At 37.1% G+C, this 21,396-nt stretch carries 24 protein-coding genes and 1 tRNA gene; 19 read left to right on the top strand and 6 right to left on the bottom strand.

The window, feature by feature from the left end; translation table 11 throughout:
- Nucleotides 1-81: 81 nt before the first annotated feature.
- Complete coding sequence (gene pnp / locus BLU33_RS10840) at nucleotides 82-2,202, bottom strand: polyribonucleotide nucleotidyltransferase (protein ID WP_091372295.1); 2,121 nt, start codon at nucleotides 2,200-2,202, stop codon at nucleotides 82-84.
- 132 nt (nucleotides 2,203-2,334) lie between these two features.
- Nucleotides 2,335-2,613, bottom strand: a complete 279-nt coding sequence (gene rpsO / locus BLU33_RS10845) for a 30S ribosomal protein S15 (protein WP_091372299.1) — start codon at nucleotides 2,611-2,613, stop codon at nucleotides 2,335-2,337.
- A gap of 210 nt (nucleotides 2,614-2,823) precedes the next feature.
- Here rpsO and BLU33_RS10850 point away from each other — a divergent pair, with 210 nt between their 5' ends.
- The 6 genes from BLU33_RS10850 to BLU33_RS10880 all read left to right on the top strand — a co-directional run bounded on the left by BLU33_RS10850 (nucleotide 2,824) and on the right by BLU33_RS10880 (nucleotide 6,562).
- Nucleotides 2,824-3,231 (top strand): acyl-CoA thioesterase, encoded by a 408-nt coding sequence (locus tag BLU33_RS10850; protein WP_091372302.1) that lies wholly within the window; start codon nucleotides 2,824-2,826, stop codon nucleotides 3,229-3,231.
- Between the two features lie 203 nt (nucleotides 3,232-3,434).
- Nucleotides 3,435-3,662: a hypothetical protein gene (locus BLU33_RS10855; RefSeq protein WP_091372305.1), complete on the top strand. Its 228-nt coding sequence runs from the start codon at nucleotides 3,435-3,437 to the stop codon at nucleotides 3,660-3,662.
- 417 nt (nucleotides 3,663-4,079) lie between these two features.
- On the top strand, nucleotides 4,080-4,391 hold the full coding sequence (locus BLU33_RS10865) for a hypothetical protein (protein WP_157682118.1): 312 nt from the start codon (nucleotides 4,080-4,082) through the stop codon (nucleotides 4,389-4,391).
- A complete protein-coding gene (locus BLU33_RS10870) occupies nucleotides 4,391-4,990 on the top strand; it encodes an exosortase/archaeosortase family protein (protein WP_091372314.1) in 600 nt (199 codons plus the stop codon). Before BLU33_RS10865 ends, BLU33_RS10870 begins: the two co-directional genes overlap by 1 nt.
- Nucleotides 4,971-5,381, top strand: coding sequence for a hypothetical protein (locus BLU33_RS10875; protein WP_091372317.1), 411 nt, complete (start codon nucleotides 4,971-4,973; stop codon nucleotides 5,379-5,381). Before BLU33_RS10870 ends, BLU33_RS10875 begins: the two co-directional genes overlap by 20 nt.
- Nucleotides 5,382-5,434: 53 nt before the next feature.
- Nucleotides 5,435-6,562, top strand: a complete 1,128-nt coding sequence (locus BLU33_RS10880) for an acyltransferase family protein (RefSeq protein ID WP_091372319.1) — start codon at nucleotides 5,435-5,437, stop codon at nucleotides 6,560-6,562.
- A 53-nt stretch (nucleotides 6,563-6,615) separates the two neighbouring features.
- Here BLU33_RS10880 and BLU33_RS10885 read toward each other — a convergent pair whose 3' ends face one another.
- Nucleotides 6,616-7,599: a D-alanine--D-alanine ligase gene (locus BLU33_RS10885; protein ID WP_091372322.1), complete on the bottom strand. Its 984-nt coding sequence runs from the start codon at nucleotides 7,597-7,599 to the stop codon at nucleotides 6,616-6,618.
- Between the two features lie 254 nt (nucleotides 7,600-7,853).
- On the opposite strand from BLU33_RS10885, the gene BLU33_RS10890 reads away from it, so the two are divergent.
- From BLU33_RS10890 to BLU33_RS10930, 9 genes are all read left to right on the top strand, one after another.
- A complete protein-coding gene (locus tag BLU33_RS10890) occupies nucleotides 7,854-8,633 on the top strand; it encodes a PASTA domain-containing protein (RefSeq protein ID WP_091372324.1) in 780 nt (259 codons plus the stop codon).
- Complete coding sequence (locus BLU33_RS10895; protein WP_091372327.1) at nucleotides 8,620-8,922, top strand: rhodanese-like domain-containing protein; 303 nt, start codon at nucleotides 8,620-8,622, stop codon at nucleotides 8,920-8,922. Before BLU33_RS10890 ends, BLU33_RS10895 begins: the two co-directional genes overlap by 14 nt.
- 18 nt (nucleotides 8,923-8,940) lie before the next feature.
- Entirely contained in the window at nucleotides 8,941-9,993 is a 1,053-nt protein-coding gene (mltG, locus tag BLU33_RS10900; protein WP_091372330.1) for an endolytic transglycosylase MltG, read from the top strand.
- On the top strand, nucleotides 9,993-10,400 hold the full coding sequence (locus BLU33_RS10905; protein WP_091372333.1) for an acyl-CoA thioesterase: 408 nt from the start codon (nucleotides 9,993-9,995) through the stop codon (nucleotides 10,398-10,400). Before mltG ends, BLU33_RS10905 begins: the two co-directional genes overlap by 1 nt.
- A gap of 12 nt (nucleotides 10,401-10,412) precedes the next feature.
- Nucleotides 10,413-11,372, top strand: a complete 960-nt coding sequence (locus BLU33_RS10910; protein ID WP_091372335.1) for a YihY/virulence factor BrkB family protein — start codon at nucleotides 10,413-10,415, stop codon at nucleotides 11,370-11,372.
- A gap of 122 nt (nucleotides 11,373-11,494) precedes the next feature.
- Nucleotides 11,495-11,584 (top strand) — tRNA-Ser (locus tag BLU33_RS10915).
- 247 nt (nucleotides 11,585-11,831) lie between these two features.
- Complete coding sequence (locus tag BLU33_RS10920; RefSeq protein WP_091372338.1) at nucleotides 11,832-13,055, top strand: site-specific integrase; 1,224 nt, start codon at nucleotides 11,832-11,834, stop codon at nucleotides 13,053-13,055.
- Between the two features lie 91 nt (nucleotides 13,056-13,146).
- Nucleotides 13,147-13,545 carry a helix-turn-helix domain-containing protein gene (locus BLU33_RS10925; RefSeq protein WP_091372341.1) on the top strand — a complete coding sequence of 133 codons (399 nt, stop codon included), beginning with the start codon at nucleotides 13,147-13,149 and terminating at the stop codon, nucleotides 13,543-13,545.
- Nucleotides 13,546-14,153: 608 nt separating this feature from the next.
- A complete protein-coding gene (locus tag BLU33_RS10930; RefSeq protein ID WP_197684592.1) occupies nucleotides 14,154-14,819 on the top strand; it encodes a hypothetical protein in 666 nt (221 codons plus the stop codon).
- 17 nt (nucleotides 14,820-14,836) lie between these two features.
- Here BLU33_RS10930 and BLU33_RS10935 read toward each other — a convergent pair whose 3' ends face one another.
- Entirely contained in the window at nucleotides 14,837-15,625 is a 789-nt protein-coding gene (locus BLU33_RS10935; protein WP_091372344.1) for a hypothetical protein, read from the bottom strand.
- A gap of 56 nt (nucleotides 15,626-15,681) precedes the next feature.
- Nucleotides 15,682-16,206, bottom strand: a complete 525-nt coding sequence (locus BLU33_RS10940) for a hypothetical protein (protein WP_091372346.1) — start codon at nucleotides 16,204-16,206, stop codon at nucleotides 15,682-15,684.
- Between the two features lie 253 nt (nucleotides 16,207-16,459).
- Between BLU33_RS10940 and BLU33_RS10945 the strand changes: the two genes are divergently transcribed.
- The 4 genes from BLU33_RS10945 (at nucleotide 16,460) to BLU33_RS10960 (ending at nucleotide 19,803) form a co-directional block, all read left to right on the top strand.
- Nucleotides 16,460-17,434 (top strand): hypothetical protein, encoded by a 975-nt coding sequence (locus tag BLU33_RS10945; protein ID WP_091372349.1) that lies wholly within the window; start codon nucleotides 16,460-16,462, stop codon nucleotides 17,432-17,434.
- Nucleotides 17,418-18,098 (top strand): hypothetical protein, encoded by a 681-nt coding sequence (locus BLU33_RS10950; RefSeq protein ID WP_091372351.1) that lies wholly within the window; start codon nucleotides 17,418-17,420, stop codon nucleotides 18,096-18,098. The genes BLU33_RS10945 and BLU33_RS10950 overlap by 17 nt, the downstream gene beginning before the upstream one ends.
- Before the next feature lie 354 nt (nucleotides 18,099-18,452).
- Nucleotides 18,453-19,154, top strand: a complete 702-nt coding sequence (locus tag BLU33_RS10955) for a hypothetical protein (RefSeq protein WP_157682119.1) — start codon at nucleotides 18,453-18,455, stop codon at nucleotides 19,152-19,154.
- 1 nt (nucleotide 19,155) lies between these two features.
- The gene (locus BLU33_RS10960; protein WP_091372356.1) at nucleotides 19,156-19,803 is read left to right on the top strand and encodes a hypothetical protein; all 648 of its coding nucleotides are present in this window, start codon (nucleotides 19,156-19,158) and stop codon (nucleotides 19,801-19,803) included.
- A 556-nt stretch (nucleotides 19,804-20,359) separates the two neighbouring features.
- Here the strand turns inward: BLU33_RS10960 and BLU33_RS10970 are convergent.
- Entirely contained in the window at nucleotides 20,360-21,265 is a 906-nt protein-coding gene (locus BLU33_RS10970; protein WP_091372362.1) for a VOC family protein, read from the bottom strand.
- Nucleotides 21,266-21,396: the final 131 nt, after the last annotated feature.

Below are 21,396 nucleotides of genomic sequence, written 5' to 3' on the forward strand. Positions count from 1 at the left end.
TTAAATTTAAAAAATAAATTTTCAACAAAATAACAAAGCCCTCATAAAGAGGGCTTTGTATATACTAATTATTGCTATTTATTACTTAGCCGGTTCAGGCCTTGGCAATAATGCTTTTCTTGAAAGTTTGAATTTACCTTGCTTGTCAATATCAAGCAATTTAACGCGAACTTCATCACCAATCTGGAATATACCATCCATAGTTTCTATCCTGCGGTGATCAATTTCAGAGATGTGTAATAAACCATCTTTACCCGGCATAATTTCAACAAATGCGCCGAAAGGCATAATTGATTTTACTTTACCTTCGTATATTTCGCCAATTTCAGGTTTTGAAGCGATGGCTTTAATACGCGCTACAGCTTTATCAATTGCTTCCTTGTTATCAGCAAAAATTTGAACTACACCCTGGTTGCCAACTTCTTCAATTGAGATAGTGGCACCAGTTTCACGTTGCATTTCCTGGATGATCTTTCCTCCCGGGCCAATTACCGCGCCAATGTATTCCTTATCAATACGGATAGTGATAATACGTGGTGCATGTGGTTTGTAATCTTCACGAGGCTCAGTAATGGTTTTAGCCATTTCACCAAGGATATGTAAGCGGCCTTCTTTAGCCTGATTTAAAGCATTTGTTAATACTTCGTATGATAAACCATTAATTTTCAGGTCCATCTGAACAGCAACAATACCATTTTTAGTACCGGTTACCTTAAAGTCCATATCACCTAAGTGATCTTCATCACCCAAAATATCAGAAAGGATAGCATATTTAGTACCCATTTCATTGGTGATCAATCCCATCGCGATACCTGATACCGGGTTGGTAATTTTCACACCTGCATCCATCAAAGCTAATGTACCGGCACAAACCGTAGCCATTGATGACGAACCGTTTGATTCTAAAATATCAGATACTATACGGATAGTGTATGGATTTGCGTCTTCGGCAGGTAATACACGTTTTAATGAACGCATAGCTAAGTTACCGTGACCAATCTCGCGACGACCAGCTCCCCTGTTAGGGCGAACCTCACCGGTTGAGAAACCAGGGAAATTATAGTGTAATAAGAATTTTTGATAACCGTTGATGAACGCGCCATCAATCATTTGCTCATCATCCTTAGCACCTAAGGTAACGGTAGTTAATGATTGTGTTTCGCCACGGGTGAATACAGCAGAACCGTGCGCAGATGGTAAATAACCAACTTCGCTCCATATCGGGCGAATCTGGGTAGTGGTACGACCGTCTAAACGTTTGCCTTCGTCTAATACCAGGTTACGGATAGCATCATACTCCACATCGTGGTAATATTTTTTAGCTAAGAATTTAGTGATATCATCAATTTCGCCTAAGGTAGCGATGTATTCGTCACGTACTGCTTTAAATTTAGCACCACGCTCGTCTTTACCAGATGCCTCAGCAGCAATGGCGTAAACTTTATCATAAGTAGCAGCATAGATAGCTTTCTCTAACTCATCGTTGCTGTGCTCGTGGCTGTAAACGCGTTTTTCAGTTTTTCCAACTGCAATAGTCAGCTCTTTTTGTATAAAGCATTGTATCTTTATAGCTTCGTGCGCAAATTTAATTGCTTCAACTAATTCAGCTTCCTGTATCTCAGCACTTTCACCTTCAACCATGTTGATGTCAAACTCGCTACCCGCAACAATAAATTCTAAAGTTGCAGTTTGCAATTGGGTTAAAGTTGGGTTGATAACTAATTTACCGTCAACTTTAGCTACACGAACTTCGGATATAGGGCCGTTGAAAGGGATATCAGAAACTGATAATGCTGCTGAGGCGGCTAAGCCGGCTAAACAATCAGGCATAATATCCTTATCAGCTGATATTAAGGTTATCATTACTTGTGTATCAGCATGATAATCTTCAGGGAACATTGGGCGTAATGCACGGTCAACTAAACGGGAGATTAAAACCTCATAGTCTGATAAACGTGCCTCACGGCGTAAAAAGCCACCTGGAATACGACCAGTGGCAGCGTATTTTTCTTGATAATCAACAGAAAGAGGTAAAAAATCAACTCCTTCCTTTGCGTCAGGCGATGAAACTACGGTAGCTAATAACATGGTATCACCCATTTTTATTACTACTGATCCATCAGCTTGTTTGGCTAGTTTACCTGTTTCGATCTCGATGGTGCGGCCGTCACCTAAATCGATTACTTTTTTAATTACATTCATCTTTTGTGTGTTATGATGCGCTTTCGTCTTTAGGGCGCACCGATTTTATTTGTGTGTAAACGTTTGTTTCAGAAAGTAAAAAAGCCATCCCCTTAAATTTGAGACGGCTTTTTGTTTGGTACGTATAAGATATTATTTAATGATATCTCTTAATGCCAATGCTTTGATAATAGCACGATACCTGTTGATATCTTTTTTGTATAGGTAAGCCAGCAATCCGCGGCGTTTACCTACTAATTTTTGAAGCGATAACTGGGTAGAAAAATCGTGTTTGTTTTTCTTTAAGTGACCGGTTAAATGAGCAATACGGTTTGTAAATAAAGCTACCTGTCCTTCGGTAGATCCTGTGTCGGTAACAGCTTTACCGTGTTGTTCGAAAATCTCTGATTTCCATTCTTTACTTAAATACATTACTTGAATAATACTAAAGCGTAAATAAATTTTGTTAATTGTGGGTGCAAAGATAGCCAATTAATTCAAAAGTAAAAATAGATTTTTAGTCCATAGCCCTCAGTCTCTAGTCCTGAGTGAAAATGCAATATTTAATACATCAAAACTAAAATCAAAAAACAATTATCCTACTTTTGACTTGAGACTTTTAACTATAGACTTTCAACTCAAATGTATACTACTTACGAATCCGAACTCCGTGTACGCCCCGACGACATTGATATGTTTAACCATGTGCATAACAGTAAGTACTTTGATTATGTGCTGGCTGCGCGCTATGATCAGATGGAACGCTGCTATGGGTTAAGTATGGAGTCATTCATTGAACGTGGTTTTGGCTGGCTGGTACGCAGTGTGTATATGGATTACAAGCGGGCACTTAAAATGAGTGATTATTTTTTAGTGCGTACAGGTATTAAAACCATCGATGCAAAGAAATGCAAGGTTCATTTTGAGATCATCAACAAAGTAACCGGGAAAATTTGCTGCGATGGCTGGTTTGATTTTGTATTGATCGACCTTAAAACAGGCAAAGGCGTACTTATACCACAAGATGTTATTGAGCATTATTTAAATTAAAATAAGATTTAGGCCATATAATAACTAAAGGTTTAACTAATATTGACACACAGTATAAAAATTTCCCTATTTATAAAAGTTAATTTTCACAGGTTGGGTATTTAAAACCCCAATTCAAATGCCTGATTTATTGATTTTATAGCAAAAATCTCATTAGGTATGATACTTGCCTATGTTTTGGTATCAACATAAAATCAATATCCATGAAAAAGAAACTTTTCTTAGTTATCATAGCAATAACAGTATTAAATTCAGCAAGGGCAAAAGAACATGATAAAGAACCATATTGCCCACCAACAAAACCAACCTCTCCTTCAACCCACTTGCCTATCAATAGCGGTGTTGCATTTTTAATGGTTGCAGGTGTTGCTATTGGTATAACTACTGTCAACAAAGCAAAATCGCTTAAAGCTGTTACTGTAAAAGCATAATTTTTTTTGCGATTTGATATTTAACGCAATAGTATAGTACATAATTAATACCTCATAAAATTAGGAACCGGCTTATGAAAATTTGCCGGTTTTTGATTTTATAAACTTTTCAAATCGCATTATATGCTGACAGATGTACTTTTTCTTTTATAATATTATTCTTTTTTTATATTCATCCAAAAGATAAATTATTCACCTTTTTCAAATTCTACTTTAATAATTTCCCATAGGTTAATATTTCCACAACCTGGGGATGATAAACCACGTAGAAAAACATTTCGTTTAATGAATTTTATATTTTCCCTAAAGGAAACATCGAATTCATTAAGAGAAATATCGTTGAACAAAATAAATAGTGCCTCATTGGCATGAGGCATAATTGTTGTATTAACTTTATAGATCAAAAAACAATAAATTATGAAAAAGCACATTTATCTATTCTCAGTTATTATGTTAGCAAGCACTCTTTTTATGGCTGCACCTGCAAACGCAAGTACTATTACTGTTGCTACAGTCACAAGTAATAATTCGAATAGTTGGTTGGGCGATCTTTTAGGTTTACTTGGCTTAGACGGCCCGTCAGGTTCAGGAAATACTGGTAACACAGGCAATACTGGCGGCTCAGGCACGCAACTACCAATTAATAATGGTTTAATGTTTTTAATGGCTGCCGGAGTTGTTATTGGAATTACTACTATTAAGAAAAACAAACTGACTAAATTAGCCTAATGGTTATTGACACATATACAAGTAAGTGGAAAAAAGTTCCGGTAGCTGTAAGGCAGTTTATATTACGCGCCCTCGCAATTTTAATTAGCTGGAAAATATTATACCTGGTTTTCTTATTGCCTACACGGGTATTGGATAGGCCACTCAGCCATTCAGTTGCAAATGGTACTTCCTGGCTGTTAAATAAGTATACTAACTCAACTGCTTACTATGCTAAATCTGAAATCGGTACCGTTATTACGGATAACGGGCCAGTTGTCAGTCCGCTGGAGGATGTTTACTTTAATCAGCGGAATGTTATTTCAATTGAAGACCCTTGCAACGCGTTGGAGCTATTTGTGCTCTATGCCGGGTTTATTGTATGCATGCCAGCATCATTATGGCGAAAAATAATATTTATTACAGGTGGTATTTTACTTATCCATATTACAAATGTTATCAGATGTGCTGTGGTGGCCTATACCATTATATATAACCCCAAGTATGCCGACTTTGCGCACCACTATGTTTTCACATTTATAGTTTACGCCCTTATTATTGCACTGTGGCTAATTTTCTCAAAAAAGCTTAAAATTGCACATGCTGAAACTGAGCAATAAACAACGCTATTACTGGCTGGGGTTTATAATAATAGCTCTCATTTATTCCTTATATAATTTGTATTTGGTTGATGTTAGCTATTATCAATCTATCCCGCGAAAAATAAGGCATGTAGGTAAATTAGCAGCGATATTAACCATATATGGAACCGGCACTTTCGCGCTAAAAAAATATACGACCGATTGGATGATGTTCATTTGGCACATGATACATATAGTGATCATAACCCTGCTGCTCCTCATCGGTATTTACGACTGGACCTTCGGCGCAGTCACCATGCAGATCCGCAATATTGCCGACACCCTGTTTGAGTTCCTTATTTCGCCGGTTATTTATATTGCCGTTGGGATATTGAATAGTAAGTTTGGGAAAACGGAAAAAAGTAAATGATCATATAAATCATTCTTTCTTGATTCTAATTTCTTTACTCTTAAATTAGTTGGGTGTTAAAGTATTTAAAAGTAACAAAAACCAAACTGTTTTCTGATATCACTACTGTGCCTGAGATACTTCAGGGTAAATATTATTCGTCATTAGACGGGTTAAGAGCGATTGCCATTCTCATGGTTATGCTTGCTCATTTTGGTGCAGATACTATTCTTTTACATTATAATTTATTAATTGACAGCGAAATAGGTGTACATATCTTTTTTGTGCTTAGCGGATTTTTAATTACGACACAATTAATAAAAGAAAAACTACGAACAGGTAACATATCGGTTAAACGTTTCTACACCCGGAGAATATTGAGAATTGTACCATTAGCCTATTTATTCCTGATCGTACTCGTCATTATCAGTGTTTGTTATTACCGAATGAGTACAAAATCAGATTTTATATACTCATTCCTGTTTTTAAAAAACTTACCCATCAAGAACCAGCCATTTACCGCCCATCTTTGGACATTGTCTGTTGAAGAACAGTTTTATATCATTTTACCCTTATTAATGTACTTAGGCATAAAAAAGTATTTCAATTTTGCTTTACTCGTTGTGATTTTTGTGCCACTCCTATCAATTTTGGCTTTCAATTCTATCGGATATCCTTTCACCAATCATATTTTCGAACTGATTATAAAATTCATAATGTATTCTTTTTGGAAAGGGCCAACTATAATTTTAATTAGTTCGGTATTTTCAATCTTAACATTTAAAGGAATTATTAAGTCTGAACCAAACAACAAGCATTATTTTCTAAGCTTCTTCTTATTAATATTAGCCATCTTAATAAGTACAAGAACTTTCATTTTGTATAGTAAGTATACATCTGAGTATATCTCTTCAATTATTATAGCCTATGTAATATTGTTAAATATTAGATCACAAAACTTTTTATCGAAGATCTTAAGTAATCGTATCCTGGTTAAAATTGGAATTCTATCCTATAGCATATACATGTGGCAGCAAATTTTCATCGGCAAATTCTTTTGGATACCGTGGTTAAAAGAGCTGAACAGCTTACCGCTGATCTTCATAATAGCACTAAAGCTGGTCTTTATGATCCCGATTGCCTATATCAGTTATTATTTATTTGAAACCCCTTTCCTAAAATTGAAAGAGAGATTCAAATAGAAACCGTACAAAATTACATCAAATAAAATCTCTTAAATCCTAAAAATCCTTGTTCAAAATGCCCCCTCAATCAAATCACCATAAAAATCCATTACGCTCATACCAGCTGCGCGTACTTGTTGCGGTATCAAGCTTGCAGCTGATTGCCCTGGGGTAGTATTTACTTCGATAAAGTAAAAATCAAGCGTATCCTCCAATAAAATAAAATCAATACGTACCATGCCTTTGCAGTTTAGGCGCAGGTAAATTTCGGTGAGTATTTCAGCAATTTTATCGCTTAGTTCAGGCCTTAGGTCGGCAGGGGTAATTTCTTCGGATGCACCGGCAGTATATTTGGCTTCGTAATCAAAAAACTCTTTAAAGGTTATTATTTCAGTGGCGGGTAAAACCGTAATTTTGCCTTTAAGGCGGGCTATCCCTCTGCTGAATTCGCGGCCTTTTATAAATTCTTCAACCAAAACCTGGTCATCCTCATCAAATGCTTTTTTAAGCGCCTCGGGCAAACCGGCAATATTATGCACCTTACTCATGCCTACACTGCTTCCACCATTATTAGGTTTAATAAACAGCGGAAATTTTAAATTAGCTGCAATGGTTGCCACATCATGCGCATCCTTGCGATGAAGTTGCATTGACCGCGCGGCGTTAAGGCCATGTATACCATGTACAATAGTTTTGGTATAAGCCTTGTTCATGGTAATAGCCGATGTTGTTGCATCGCAGGTATTATACGGGATGCCCATCATATCAAAATAACCCTGTAATTTACCATCCTCGCCGGGGGTGCCGTGTACGGTAATAAAAGCGAAATCAAACTTCACCTTATCCCCTTTTATGGTTAGGCTGAAATCGTTTTTATCAATATTTATCTTGCCATCTTCGCCATCATAAAACCAGCTATCGCGATTTATCAATACGGTATAAACCTTGTATTTAGCCGGATCGAGATTGGCAGCTATATTTTTAGCGCTGTTAAGCGAAACTTCGTATTCCCCGGTATATCCCCCCGCACAAAGTGCAATGTTTTTTGTTGTCATGGTATTATTATGGCCGGAAAGCCGGGAAAGTCCGGTAATCCGAAAGATTGTTCGTTCAAATTTAAAAATAAAAGGGAGTTTTTACAGTCAGAATATAGCATAGATCATAAAGATTAAAAGATACTGATAGTCAAAACCTTTTCGTTAAAATATATTGTTAACTTCCCTACTTTCTGACTTGCAGACTTTCCGACTATTAGAAATAATCATTATGTTTGGTTGCTCATTAAGCGTGAATACCCTTATAAATAACAATGAATAAATTTTGGGACTACTTAAAAACAAAAGCATTTCGTAACAACTTTTTCGCGGCGATAGGTACAGTAATATTGGTTGTGATCATCGCTTTTTTTAGTTTGAGTTATTACACCCGCCACGGCGAAGGCATACCTGTACCCACTTTAAAAGGGCTACCCGTTGAAAAAGCTATACAGCTTTTAAAAGACCAGGGCTTTGGCTACCAGATTGATTCTGTTTATGTACTGGATGAACCGGCCGGAACCATTGTTGAACAGGATCCAGATGCCGGCACTAACGTAAAAGTAAACCGTATAATTTATTTAACTATGGTTACCCGACTTGCGCCTGATGTAACCATGCCCGACTTGCAGAATGAAAATTATATGGAGGCTGTGGCCACCTTGGCAAACTACGGTTTAAAAGTGGGCGACACTACTTATAAAGCCGATATTGCCGATCATATTTTACAGGCAAGTTTCGCAGGCCATGTTATTGCTGCAGGAGCAAAAATACCAAAGGGTTCAAAACTTGACCTGGTGATAGGCAATGGTGCAGGTGCGAGCGAAGTTGAAATACCAGATCTGGTTAACCAGGACCTGGATGCTGCAAAGTTTGCTATTAAGGGCGCAGGTTTAACAGTAGGAACCGTTACCTATGAAGGTTCTATTACAGATTCAAGCAATGTGGTTGTTTCAGCACAGTTTCCGGTAAAAACAGATTCTTCAAAAGTAAGCCTGGGTACACGCATTAACCTAACTGTTACACAAGGTAAAAAAGCAGATGGATCCAATTAGTGCAACCAACTTTATGGCTCGCCTTAATAGCGGCGAACAACTGAATGTGCTTGATGTACGCGAAGAACTGGAATATTTAACCTATAACATCGGCGGTAAAAACATTCCTTTGAGTAAGCTGTCTTCACAATTAGATAAACTTGGATATAACAAAACAGATGAACTTATAGTTATATGTACCATGGGTAAGCGCAGTGAAACAGCCCGTATACTATTAAATGAAAACGGCTATGTTAATGCACGTAACCTATCGGGCGGCTTAATTGCCATTCAAAAAGATCAACAATAACAAAATATACTAATTATCATGACTAAAAAGAAAGCATCGTCAGGTACAGCTAAAAAATTCATTATCGCCCTGGTGCTGTTAATTATTATATCGCTGGGCATTACCTGCGTGGTTTATTACCTGCGCTATTTTGGCCCTAACGTTTCCGACAAACAACAATACCTATACATACATACCGGTGCCACTTTTGATGATGTGTATAAAACCATCCGTGATGAAGGCATTGTGAAAGATACTACCACTTTTCATTGGGCGGCTGTAAACATGAAGTATACTACCCGTGTTAAACCGGGAAGATACCGTTTACACGAAGGTATGAGCAACCGTAAATTCATTAACATGCTGGCTTCAGGCGCTCAGGAACCGGTAACGCTGGCATTCCATAATTTACGTTTGAAAGAACAGTTTGCAGGTTTTGTATCAAAAAAAATAGAGCCGGATTCAATCGCTATACTCAACCTGCTGGATTCAGCTGCTTATGTAAAGCAATATGGTTTTACTACTGATAATGTGTATACCATGTTCATGCCTAACTCCTACCAGCTATACTGGAATACTTCGCCCGAGAAATTGTTTAAGCGGATGTATGCCAATTATGAGAAATTCTGGACGCCGGAACGTAAACAACGCGCGGCCGAAATTAACCTGAGCCCGGTACAGGTATCTATTTTAGCCTCTATAGTTGATGCTGAAGCTTTGCATGATGATGAAATGCCAACCATAGCGGGATTGTACCTTAACCGCCTTAAAAAAGGCATGAAATTGGAATCCGATCCGACTGTTATATTCGCGCTGCATGATTTTACCATTCATCGTGTGTTGAATAAGGATCTGAAAGTAATATCGCCTTATAATACCTACATGTATGCAGGTTTGCCCCCAGGCCCGGTAATGATGCCATCTATTAACGCAGTTAACTCCGTACTTGATTACAAAGCCAGCAATTACATATATATGTGTGCCAAGGCAGATTTTTCAGGCTATCACGCTTTTGCTACCAATGTTGCCGACCATTTAATTAATGCTCATAAGTTTCAGCAGGCGCTCGACGCTCGACATATTGAAAAGTAATGCTTGAGTTTTCAACAAAGCTACGTGTACGCTACGGCGAAACCGATCAGATGGGCTACGTTTACTATGGCAACTATGCCGAATTTTATGAGGTAGCCCGTGTTGATATGCTCCGCGACCTGGGTTTGAGCTATAGGGCAATGGAAGAAACGGGCATTATGCTGCCGGTTGCCGAACTGCATTGCAAATACCTGAAACCGGCTTTATATGACCAGGAAATCACCATAAAAGTGATTATGGATGTAATGCCTGGTGTAAAGATCCATTTCAAATATGAGTTGTACAATGAAACTGAAGAACTTATAAATACAGGAGCTACAACGCTTGTTTTTGTAAGTAAGAAAACAGGCAGGCCATGCTTCCCGCCCAGGGATTTTATAGCTAAATTAAAGCCTTTTTTTGAGTAGATTTGAGCTTAAATGAGATGGCTGAACCGCTTTTTATTACGATTTAAGTATTACCGGTCTTTTACCAGCTGGACGAAATCTGTATTGTTACCCGGTTTTGGCCCACTATCATTATATGAGGTCGTCATATTTTTTGTGCAGGAATTTTTGCAAGGGACATTAACCACCAAAGCTTCAGCGCTGGCCTATAATTTTATGCTGGCATTATTCCCGGCCACTATATTTTTGTTTACGCTTATCCCCTACATACCCATTAATAACTTTCAGGATGAGTTACTCAATCTTATTGGGTTGGTTTTACCTAATGAACGCACTTCGCAATTCTTTGATTCAAACGTGGTGGTCATTATCAAACATCAAAACGGGCAGTTATTATCAGTTGGTTTCCTGTCAGCCTTAATACTTGCCACCAATGGCGTAAATAACCTCATGAGAGCATTCAACAGGTCCTCATTGGTAATGGAGACCCGTACCTGGTTAAAAAGACGCTGGGTGGCCCTTATCCTTACCGTTGTGATCAGTATATCCATGCTGATAGCAATTACCATTATGATAGCCGGACAAAGTGCTATCAGCTTTTTGCAGGCGCATTTTTTTAGTAAAGGCCATTTCTGGCTTTATATATTTGCCTTATCGAGGTGGATCATCATTGTGTTGATATTCTTTACCACGGTATCTATCCTGTACAGGTATGGCCCGGCTCATAAACAACGATGGGCATTCATTAATCCCGGCTCCATGATGGCGACTGGATTGGCGGTCCTAACATCATTAGGGTTTACGTACTATATCAACCACTTTTCTCATTATAATAAGATCTATGGTTCCATAGGTACACTCATCGTTGTGATGCTTTGGCTGTACCTGAATTCGCTAATTATTTTGATGGGATTCGAATTAAACGCCAATATCGACTTCGCAAAACGCAATATTAAAGTGGTAAAACCTACTTTTAACAGCTTCAGGCATTAAAATTCAAAAAAAATGCAAAATTAATGATTTGGTCATCAATTCATTATATGAAAATGTTAAATATTTAAAAAAAAATCAATATCAAATTTGCCAATTCGCCCCGGATTTGTACTTTTGTCCCCGGAGAGCTGGCAGAGTGGTCGATTGCGGCAGTCTTGAAAACTGTTGAACTGTGAAAGGTTCCTGGGGTTCGAATCCCTAGCTCTCCGCCAAGTATATTTTAAAGAACATCAAAAACGCTGTAAATGAATGATTTACGGCGTTTTTTGTTTGTAGTCCCACCCAAAATAAACCAAATAATCGCATACTTCCGGTGACCTGTGGGTGACCTGGACATGGAAATTTTTCAGGTCACCGGAATGCTTATAAGTTGCTGTTTATCAACCTGTTCAATTGTTGAACATCTTGATTGCGGCATGGTAATAAACTAATTTTATCCACTTTAAAGCGACTTTTGCGATGAACAAAACACTTTCGTTACTCTTTTACTTAAAGAGATCAAAAATTACCGACGCTGGAACTGTGCCAGTTTACCTACGTATTACAGTTGATGGAGAACGCATTGAAATCTCCTCTAAACGTTATGTCAATCCAGATAAATGGAATGCAAGCGGACAGAAGTTAAATGGCTCTGGTGAAGAGGTAAAAACTCTAAATGCTTATTTGAGAAACCTTGAGCATCAGGTATACGAAGCACAACGTATAATGTCTGATAAAAAACTCCCTATATCAACGCTCAACCTAAAAAACTTCCTGACAAAAAAAGAAGAAGTTTCAACTAACCGTATGCTTATACCAATATTCGAACAGCACAATAGCCAAGTTCAGGCCTTATTAGGTAAGGAATATGCAAAGGGGACGTTTGACCGCTATGAAACCAGCCTTAAACACACTAAAGACTTCTTACAATGGAAATACAAGGTTACCGACATCGCTATTACCCAAATTGATCATGAGTTTATTATGGCTTTTGATTTCTACTTCCGTTCTGAAAGAAATTGTAACAATAACTCCACAGTTAAATATCTAAAGAACTTCAAAAAGATCATTCTGATTTGTATTGCCAACGGCTGGCTGGATAAAGACCCTTTTTCAAAATACAAACCAAAGGTCAAAGAGGTTAAAAGAGAATACCTGAATGTTGAAGAATTGACTATAATGCAAGCGAAACGGTTTGTAAGTGATAGGATAAGCCAGGTAAGGGATATTTTTCTTTTCAGCTGTTATACGGGCCTTGCATATGCAGATGTAAAGAAGTTGAAGCGGTCAGAGGTAGTAGTTGGATTGGACGGGGAAAAATGGATTTTTACGAGCCGTCAGAAAACGGATACAGCCTCACGTATTCCTCTTTTGCCACAAGCCATACAATTAATAGCAAAATATGATAGCCACCCACAATGCGTGGATGATGGACTTCTATTGCCAGTACTAAGCAACCAAAAAATGAATAGTTATTTAAAAGAGATAGCCGATGCTTGCAGTATTTCTAAAGAACTAACCTATCATATAGCAAGGCATACCTTTGCGACAACTGTTACATTAGCAAATGGTGTTTCAATAGAAAGCGTTTCTAAAATGCTTGGCCATACCAATATTAAAACAACACAGCATTATGCAAAAATACTAGATTCAAAAGTCAGCGCTGATATGAACCAATTAAAGAAGAAACTTGCTGGTGGTTAATCCATTTCAATTAGGCTGCGTTCGCAGCCTAATTGTTTTTTACAATAATTCAAGTTTTGTACTTTTATATATTTACAATACATTTGACACTATGGCAGAAGCTACCTTACACATCGGAAGAAAAATCAGCAAGATTCGTGAACTTCGTGGCATGAAGCAGGAAGCTTTAGCAGCTGAACTTGGCATCAGTCAGCAGTCTATATCTAAAATTGAACAGAGTGCAGAAGTAGACGAGAGTGCTTTAGAGAAAATTGCGATTGCTTTAGGTGTACCTGTAGAAGGAATTAAAAAATTCAATGAAGACGCTGTATTCAATATAATTGGTAATACAGTGAATAATCACGATCAAGCTGCTATGTTCAATTATTATCCGACTTTTAATCCGATTGATAAACTGTTAGAACTATTTGAAGAAAATAAAAAACTTTATCAGGAACTATTAGCAAGCGAGCGGGAAAAGGTCGCGATTTTAAGACAGAATAAAGTTTAGACTATTTTGTTTATATGGTAAGATTAGCCATCTGTTCCGCAAATTTAGCCTGCAAAGGCTGCCCAGTAAAGGGCTTTCGCGGCATAAACCCACAAGGCCTCTGCGCTCCGGTCCATTTATTCCACGATCCCTTGACAGGGCAACCTTTTCTCGCTTTTTGTTGCTTAACAAATTGCTAACCTGGAGATGCATGTCTAAACCGTTATTTCTTTCTTACTGAAACGCCGGCAGAGCAAAAAAAAGCTCTTTTGCAAGGTCTCAATATCATTTTTCAGCTTAAATAATAACAGGTTATTATATATCCAGATATTCCATCGCTATAGGTAGCAAGTTTGTGTTTTTGTTGCCACAAAAACTCCCATGGCACGCCATGGCAAACTTGATTTCTTCTCCCGGTGGTCGCAGAAATTATTGGAATGTAAAGAAAGAGTTTTATAGCAATAGACAGTTTTTCTTGTAATTCTACACACACTTTGGGTTAGTTGAAACGTTGTCTCCACAAGATGAATTATAGGTTTTATGATGCCAACACTTTGCAATTTTAGTTGTCTTAGGGAGTCTTAAATTAATAAGTGAATCAATATATATTTACAAGTAATCTAAATAAAATGCAACAGGAAGAAATCTTAGCGCGAGTAGATGCCTTAATTTTTCAAGGAAGAACTGCAATTGATTCGCAGTATAGGAATAGTATAGGAACCAACTACGTAGATAAAGGAAAGTTTTTTGGATTTAGGGCGGCAGCTCTGTCTTTTATAGCTCGACAATTAGGTAAAGACGACTCATATTACATTGAATTTAATACTGTTTGTGAAGATCATCTAAAGACTCATAATGAAGCTGGTGTTAATATTCTATTAGCTCTGAGAAATGATGTAGAAAACGGATGGCTTTTTTCGCTTAAACAATTGGTAACTGCAGAGTTGTTTTCCGACTTTTTAGAAATGAGTCAACATCTTTTGGACGAAGGATATAAAGACGCTGCAGCGGTTATGATTGGATCAGTCTTGGAAGAGCACCTGCGACAATTATGTAAGACAAATGGTATCGACACATATCAGGTAAAGGGAATGGATAGAGTACCGAAAAAGGCAAATGTGATAAATGACGAACTACGTAGGGCATCTGTATACGAGATAATTGATAATCGGCAAGTTACTGCGTGGCTAGATATTAGAAATAGTGCCGCGCATGGTAAATACAGCGACTATTTTCCCGAACAGGTGAAATTGATGCACCTGGGGGTGTTAAATTTTATCTCGAGATATAAATAAACGTCTACGGCTTCTATTTATTTTGAATCGCGGAGTGGCCCGATGCTAATTTCTGATAAAGCGATTGCATTTTTATCGCTTATTTTTAATATAACGAGTTGTTTGGTTGGTGTTTTATGGATAGTATCAACAGAATTACAAATAAGAAGGTCGCCATATTTCCTAATCACCAACATGTTATTGTGTCCTGTAACGCATTCAAATTTTGTTTGCTTCATTGCCGTGCCTTGGCCAAATAAGTACATAAAAAAAGGTAAGACTAGCATAAAACCAAAGGGTAAAATATATTTTCTATCCATTTTATCAAACAACAAATACCATGTGCTAAATTTTTGATTATTGTGATGCAAAATTTCTGCGCCAGCAAGAATCGGTTTTTTATCTTTTATACTTAAAAGAGTGCCCAACAGCCAGGCTAATAGATTACTCGATAAAAAAACACCAATAAGAGTGTACCAAAGAGAATTCGATAATGGAAACATGTAAATTATCAAAAGCGTTATTATTATAATCGCAATGTTTGACATCAAAGCACCTTTTAAATAACCATTCTCCATATCTCTAACTCGTCTAACCATTGGCATTAAAACACCAGAGACATTCATAAAAACGGTAAATAACAAAATTGCAGATCCCGCAAACGATAAAATATTTGTAATCGATATTTCTATTAGATAATTTGGAATATTGAAAAAACCTGAATATCCACTTTCAAATTCATATGCACTTAAATATATATCCGCAGTGACAATTGATATAATTATCGCTGAATTGAAAAAATCAATATTCTTGTTGTCTTCTTGCATAAAGAAACATCTATTTATCTTTCTAAATTTAATCTTGGGAATGTCTCAGGTTTATTTTATTGAATAGTATACGTGGATATAACTTTTGTTATGTCACTATCAACAGTGAATGATATACCATGTAGCCCTAAAGCTCCAAATCCGTTTTTTGCGCGATATTCATTGTAAATGGTATAACCCGAAAATTTAGACTTGAATAATTTACCGTCATTAGCAATCTGTTTAAGTATTGCAATATTTTGATCTGAATAATATCTATTCATTTTAACAAAATATAGTACTTTTTCATGTGATAAATCACCGAACCCGTTAAACTCTGGGTTTTGCTCTTTCCACTCGTCAAAAGCAGCCACTACACTATCGGATTTAGCTTTTAATTGTAGATAATGTTCACTTAAATTATAGTTTGAATACGCGCTATCTATTGGCGTAAATTTAACACTTTCATAACTTTTAGGATCATTCAAAGTACTGTCAAGATATAATTTTACCAAATTCTGAGCTCGCTGTTGTTTTGTCTTGAAATGAGAACAGGATGAAAAAACGATAATTATAAATATAAAAAATATTGTTTTTTTCATGCGTTTTAAGATTACGGCTAATAAATAAGCTTATTGTTAGGTGGTATAAATATATGAATTAAGAAGTTTAAATCAATCATCAAGCTGTACAATTCCTTTAATCGCAATAACATCTTTAGCTAATACTGTTACCGTCGCTTCAGTTACAAATATTGTTTTTTGAATCTTAGCAAAGTTACAATACACAAAGTGTAAGTGTTTTTTATATATTTGTATAGAACCTTAACAGAACCCAATAGTTGAAGCTATCACTATGAGCATAGACAAATTAGAAATAGCTATAGTTAAAGATTCCGATCAAAAAGACGCTGAACTGGAGTCTATGAATTTAGAGGTAGTTGAGGCGTTCTCTATTTTAATTCAATCCCTTACAAAAATCATACAGAACTCCCCCAATAAAGCTAATTTAAAAGTTAGGGTATCAAAAGGGTCTGTAAGGGCAACTATTGAGGGAGTAGGTATTACTGAAATAAGAAATAATTACCTGCAAGTCGTTCATAAACAAACTTCTGATAAAACCATTGTTGAACCGTGGAGAGACCTTCAAAAATTAATTCAGAAAAATGGATTAACATATAGTTCTGAGTTAACTGTAGATGGTCAAAAAACTATATTTCACCAGGTACTAAGAGAGGCGCCAATTTTCAGAATCAAAAAAAGAGTTAAGCCATCTTTAAAAGCACAGATTAAATTTTTCAAGGGAGAGTTATTTCAATTAGGTGGCAAAAGGAACGATAACATTCATATCGAGATCGATAACGAAAATACCATAATTATTGATTGTTCGAAACAACAAGCCGAAAATGCTACCAAGTTCTTTAAGCAAAAAGCACTTATAAGTGCTTGGCTAATTCCCGGTAGCGATAAAAACAGTTACAAATTTTGTAGTTCTTACTATTACGAAGACCTGCCTTTATTTACAAGATTTGAAAACTTTATATTGGATTTCGAAAATTCTACAGATGAATTGGATTCACTTGATAAGTTACATTTGGAGTGTTTCCACTATTTGAATCAAAAAGATTACAGTTCATTCAAAAAGTTTTTGCAATTATTCAATGATGAGAATATTAATCTAAGCATTATACACAGCATTTTAATGTTAACTCTTCCGTTTTCAAAAGTTGATGAACTTAAAGAAGTTATTAGTAATCTAAATTCAATTATTGATAAAAAATTGAAAAAAATAAACCGAAAACCAGTTATTGCGATTGAAAACTCAAATTAATCATCAATTTATTATTAGGGGAGATTATGATTCTTTGCCCGACAATATTATAGGCGTAGCAGTATCGTTATTGAATGATGATATTAATCATTCAGGTATTTTTATTAGATATAATAACACTAACTATCTTTTTCATTTTGATTCGGTCGATGTCGTGCTTATTGAAATACCTAAAGACGCAATAGTTTTCTTTAAACAATTGACTTTTATTCCACCTGAATTTATCACATCTACATTTCATTGGTTTAGGCAATTAGAGAAATTTAAATCGCCCGACTACGGTTTGTTTTATAGTGGAAGTTTTTACAACGAATCAACACTAGAATTTATAGATAAAAATCAAATGCCCGAAATAATGTCTTGTGTTGGCTTTTGCCTAAATGTTTTAAAGACTGTTTTGCGTGGTAATGACTTTATAAATTATACTGATTGGAACTATCACAATGGTATTACGGATGACAAGATTTTAAGGTATTTTATTAACGCAAAAAAAAATTACCCTGATATTGATATAATAGAATTTGCACAGCATGTTAGGAGAATATTGCCGGTAGAATATTTTACAGCTGGTTTCGATTTAAATATCCCAGTTAAAAAGGCTTTTACTGATTCTAATAATAAAGAAGTAACTAAAATTATAATGGAGAAAGTTTCTTCATTCTGATTTACAACACCATTTTTCCAATTGCTATCTGCAACATGTTGTTTTTTGGTAAAATATCTTAAATTTGCAACATAAGCGTTTGCGGTTTTTAGTTTATTTTAAAGGTGACCTTTTCGGTGACCTTTTAGACTAAATAAAATATAAGTTGTTGATTATTAGGAAACAAAAACTCTAAAATTGTTCCCTAGCTCTCCGCTAAAAGGGAATAACAAAATGTTGTTCCCTTTTTTATGAATTGTTTTTTGCAATTCAACATGTCAATTGATTTATAAAAAATTGGAGCGAATTGTTATAATTATGTAGCTTTATATTTTATAATCATCATATCAACCCAAACCAATCATCCTTTCACTCATGTCAAGTTCTTGCGTAAACGGCAGAGTAAATCCGAGTCCTCAGACCAAATTGCGATTATTTGCTGATTCAGCCGGACATTGCAGCAAACCATCTTGCCATCGCTACCTTTTTTCAGACGAAAATGTTGCTGACTACAATATAGGTGAAATGGCGCATATTATCGCAGCAGTTGATAACGGGCCACGTTCCGAAAGCAATCTCGATACCGAGGCAAGGGCGGAATACAGTAATTTAATTCTGCTTTGCCCCTCTTGTCATACCGAGATCGACAAAGCCCCTGAAGTCTTTACCGTAGATATGATCTTAGATTGGAAAACCAATCATAAAAAACGGATCACAAATGCCATAGGCATTCCTCAAATGAGCAAACGCCTGGAGGCCCGTCAGTATGTGAGCTCAGAATTAAGAAAGAACAAAGCCATATTCGACAAATTAAACCCGAACATGTCTTACCGCAGTAACCCTGATGCGGAAGAAGCTGTTGTATGGAAAAGAAAAATGCTGGCTCAGATTATCCCAAATAATCAAAAGATCTTACTATTTCTGGATATACACAAACATTTACTAAACGAGGACGAGTTAGCAACAACAGAAGAATTCAGGCAACACGTCGATGATCTGATCGAACGTCATCTAGGCAACAATAAGAGTATCGCAAGCAAGTTTCCTGAAAAAATGAATCAAATATTAATCAATTAAAATGTCAAGTTATAGAGATTGGATTGTTACAGATATCCGTAAAAAGGACGATGAAAAAATCAAAGAGGTTATTTGTCACGGTGACGCTATTATCGAAATTATTTCCCAAGAAGGAAATAGTTTAATAGTTGGTGTAGTCACAAACGATCCGGTTTCCAGCATTAATCTTTACAATTTGTACAATGATGAACCCAAACCGGATTTCGTAATTGCCAAAGGCATGACGGTATGGACTGGTGATGCGATTAACTACGCCCGACAAAATCACATAGGATGGGGGGGCTTAGGTGAAATGTATTCGGCGATTGATAACTCGGACGTTTCTTCTGTTCAAAAAAAAGAGTACAAATTCGTAGAATTGGGTTTGAAAAATCATTCCAAGGTTTCGCATCTGGAGCGGCTATACGACCGGATCTTTAAAATACACCGCACAGGCCATCTCCAGCCGCTAATCATAACCCTTATCAATTCTTACGAACTGACAGCCGAAGAAATCAGAAAAGCCAGTAATACATATGGCTCTTTTGATATAGTCTTAATTACCAACCCTAATGGTAACACGACGGGAAGAGCCGAAATGGTAGCAGAAGAACTATCGGCGGAAATCTTAAAATGGGGAGAACTACTTGGAAGATTAAATAAAAAATGATTACTGCTTTCAATCTGATCAGGGAGACATTACACCATAATTCAGATATCACCGGTCCTATAAGCGCTTTTGCGTTCGGTTCAGCAACTCGACCGGACACGAAACCCAATGACATGGATTTACTGATAGTTTACCATGAAGCGTGGCAACCGGAGCTAATTAGGCAGTTGCTACGTGATATTCACCTGCCAATTCATTTGATCTTCATGCTTCCAGACGAGCAAATAGAAACGAATTTCATTGCATTGCAAGAATGTATAGCGTTGGAATTTTAATAATCCTTCTTCCGGTATCGCTCGAAAAAAAAGCATGTTCCTATAATTAAACTACATTTTCCAGCAGAGCTCCTTTGGTGCTGTTTATTTCCTAATATAACGACATTTAATCGGTTCTTGCAGGGCATTTGCCGCAGAGTATTACTTTAGCGAGTCTATAAAAATATCAAAAAAGCGATAAAGAGTTCGATTCCCCTTAGCTCTCCGCACTAACATCATCAAAAATAAAAGCCTGTAAATTATTTTTACAGGCTTTTTTATTTTCCTTAAATTCTGTTGATCTACCCATTGTAAGCCTGTTGCAAAGCCGCAACATCAACTTTTTTCATAGTCATAAAAGTTTGCGTAACGCGCGCAACCTGTTCAGGGCTGCCATTCTTAAGCGCCTCAAACATTACAGTTGAAGCCACCTGCCAGGATACACCGTATTTATCCTTCAACCAGCCGCATTGCCCCGATTCGCCGTCGGCCGAAAGGGCTGACCAGTAGTAATCGATCTCTTCCTGCGTTTCGCAGGCGATCAGCAATGACACCGCGTCATTAAAAGCAAACCCGTGCGGGTGCGCGCTATCCATGGCCGCCAGCCAGGTATGATTTACATAAAAATCAGCAAACATCAGCGTACCTGCCTTGTCGGGACCCATATCTTCAGGACGCGGAGCCGTGGTGCCACGTTTACCATCTTTAAATACCGAGCAGTAAAAATCGATAGCGTCATTGGCTTTACCGGCTACATCGCCCGTATACAGCAGCGATGGAACGATCACTGGTCTTTCCTCACCGGTTGGGTTGGTCAGGATCAACTGCCAGGATACGCCGTATTTATCGCTTATCCAGCCGTAGCGTTCGCTAAAGGGATAACGGTCAAGCGGCATCATCACCTCTCCGCCTGGTAACAGCATATTCCAAACTTTATCAATATGCTTGGAAGCGTCCGGGTCACGTGAGGGATCAAAATTGATCATAAAAGATATAGCAGGGTTGATCTTTAACCAATGCCCTGAACTGATGCCCAGGAACGGTTGTCCGGCCACAGTAAATTCAACTGTTTCGCATTCGCCGCCACCGGGCATAGCGAAATGATTCACATAGTTTAAGGCCGAATCAGGCATTACTGATGCGTAGAATTCGGCAGCTTCTTTAGCTTTATCCTGGTCGAACCAGATGTGAGGTTTGATGGGGAACATAGGTAAATGATTTTAGTGTAATATGAATCAAAAATAACGCCAAACGCATGGACGCGTCAGGCGTATTCCGGACTTTTTAAGGGTGTAAATGCGACAAATAACAATTACTATAAAAGGTTATATTGTTCCAG

This window comes from Mucilaginibacter mallensis (assembly GCF_900105165.1).
GTDB classification, from domain to species: Bacteria; Bacteroidota; Bacteroidia; order Sphingobacteriales; family Sphingobacteriaceae; genus Mucilaginibacter; species Mucilaginibacter mallensis.

Bases quoted from the DNA above. Each gene is read 5' to 3' on its own strand.
- BLU33_RS10935 (WP_091372344.1), bottom strand. From the start codon at position 15,625: ATGCAAGAAGACAACAAGAATATTGATTTTTTCAATTCAGCGATAATT.
- BLU33_RS10905 (WP_091372333.1), top strand. From the start codon at position 9,993: ATGCTTGAGTTTTCAACAAAGCTACGTGTACGCTACGGCGAAACCGAT.
- BLU33_RS10885 (WP_091372322.1), bottom strand. From the start codon at position 7,599: ATGACAACAAAAAACATTGCACTTTGTGCGGGGGGATATACCGGGGAA.
- BLU33_RS10920 (WP_091372338.1), top strand. From the start codon at position 11,832: ATGAACAAAACACTTTCGTTACTCTTTTACTTAAAGAGATCAAAAATT.
- mltG (WP_091372330.1), top strand. From the start codon at position 8,941: ATGACTAAAAAGAAAGCATCGTCAGGTACAGCTAAAAAATTCATTATC.
- BLU33_RS10970 (WP_091372362.1), bottom strand. From the start codon at position 21,265: ATGTTCCCCATCAAACCTCACATCTGGTTCGACCAGGATAAAGCTAAA.
- BLU33_RS10925 (WP_091372341.1), top strand. From the start codon at position 13,147: ATGGCAGAAGCTACCTTACACATCGGAAGAAAAATCAGCAAGATTCGT.
- rpsO (WP_091372299.1), bottom strand. From the start codon at position 2,613: ATGTATTTAAGTAAAGAATGGAAATCAGAGATTTTCGAACAACACGGT.
- BLU33_RS10940 (WP_091372346.1), bottom strand. From the start codon at position 16,206: ATGAAAAAAACAATATTTTTTATATTTATAATTATCGTTTTTTCATCC.
- BLU33_RS10870 (WP_091372314.1), top strand. From the start codon at position 4,391: ATGGTTATTGACACATATACAAGTAAGTGGAAAAAAGTTCCGGTAGCT.
- pnp (WP_091372295.1), bottom strand. From the start codon at position 2,202: ATGAATGTAATTAAAAAAGTAATCGATTTAGGTGACGGCCGCACCATC.
- BLU33_RS10960 (WP_091372356.1), top strand. From the start codon at position 19,156: ATGTCAAGTTATAGAGATTGGATTGTTACAGATATCCGTAAAAAGGAC.
- BLU33_RS10895 (WP_091372327.1), top strand. From the start codon at position 8,620: ATGGATCCAATTAGTGCAACCAACTTTATGGCTCGCCTTAATAGCGGC.
- BLU33_RS10850 (WP_091372302.1), top strand. From the start codon at position 2,824: ATGTATACTACTTACGAATCCGAACTCCGTGTACGCCCCGACGACATT.
- BLU33_RS10875 (WP_091372317.1), top strand. From the start codon at position 4,971: ATGCTGAAACTGAGCAATAAACAACGCTATTACTGGCTGGGGTTTATA.
- BLU33_RS10890 (WP_091372324.1), top strand. From the start codon at position 7,854: ATGAATAAATTTTGGGACTACTTAAAAACAAAAGCATTTCGTAACAAC.
- BLU33_RS10855 (WP_091372305.1), top strand. From the start codon at position 3,435: ATGAAAAAGAAACTTTTCTTAGTTATCATAGCAATAACAGTATTAAAT.
- BLU33_RS10945 (WP_091372349.1), top strand. From the start codon at position 16,460: ATGAGCATAGACAAATTAGAAATAGCTATAGTTAAAGATTCCGATCAA.
- BLU33_RS10930 (WP_197684592.1), top strand. From the start codon at position 14,154: ATGCAACAGGAAGAAATCTTAGCGCGAGTAGATGCCTTAATTTTTCAA.
- BLU33_RS10910 (WP_091372335.1), top strand. From the start codon at position 10,413: ATGAGATGGCTGAACCGCTTTTTATTACGATTTAAGTATTACCGGTCT.
- BLU33_RS10865 (WP_157682118.1), top strand. From the start codon at position 4,080: ATGAAAAAGCACATTTATCTATTCTCAGTTATTATGTTAGCAAGCACT.
- BLU33_RS10955 (WP_157682119.1), top strand. From the start codon at position 18,453: ATGTCAAGTTCTTGCGTAAACGGCAGAGTAAATCCGAGTCCTCAGACC.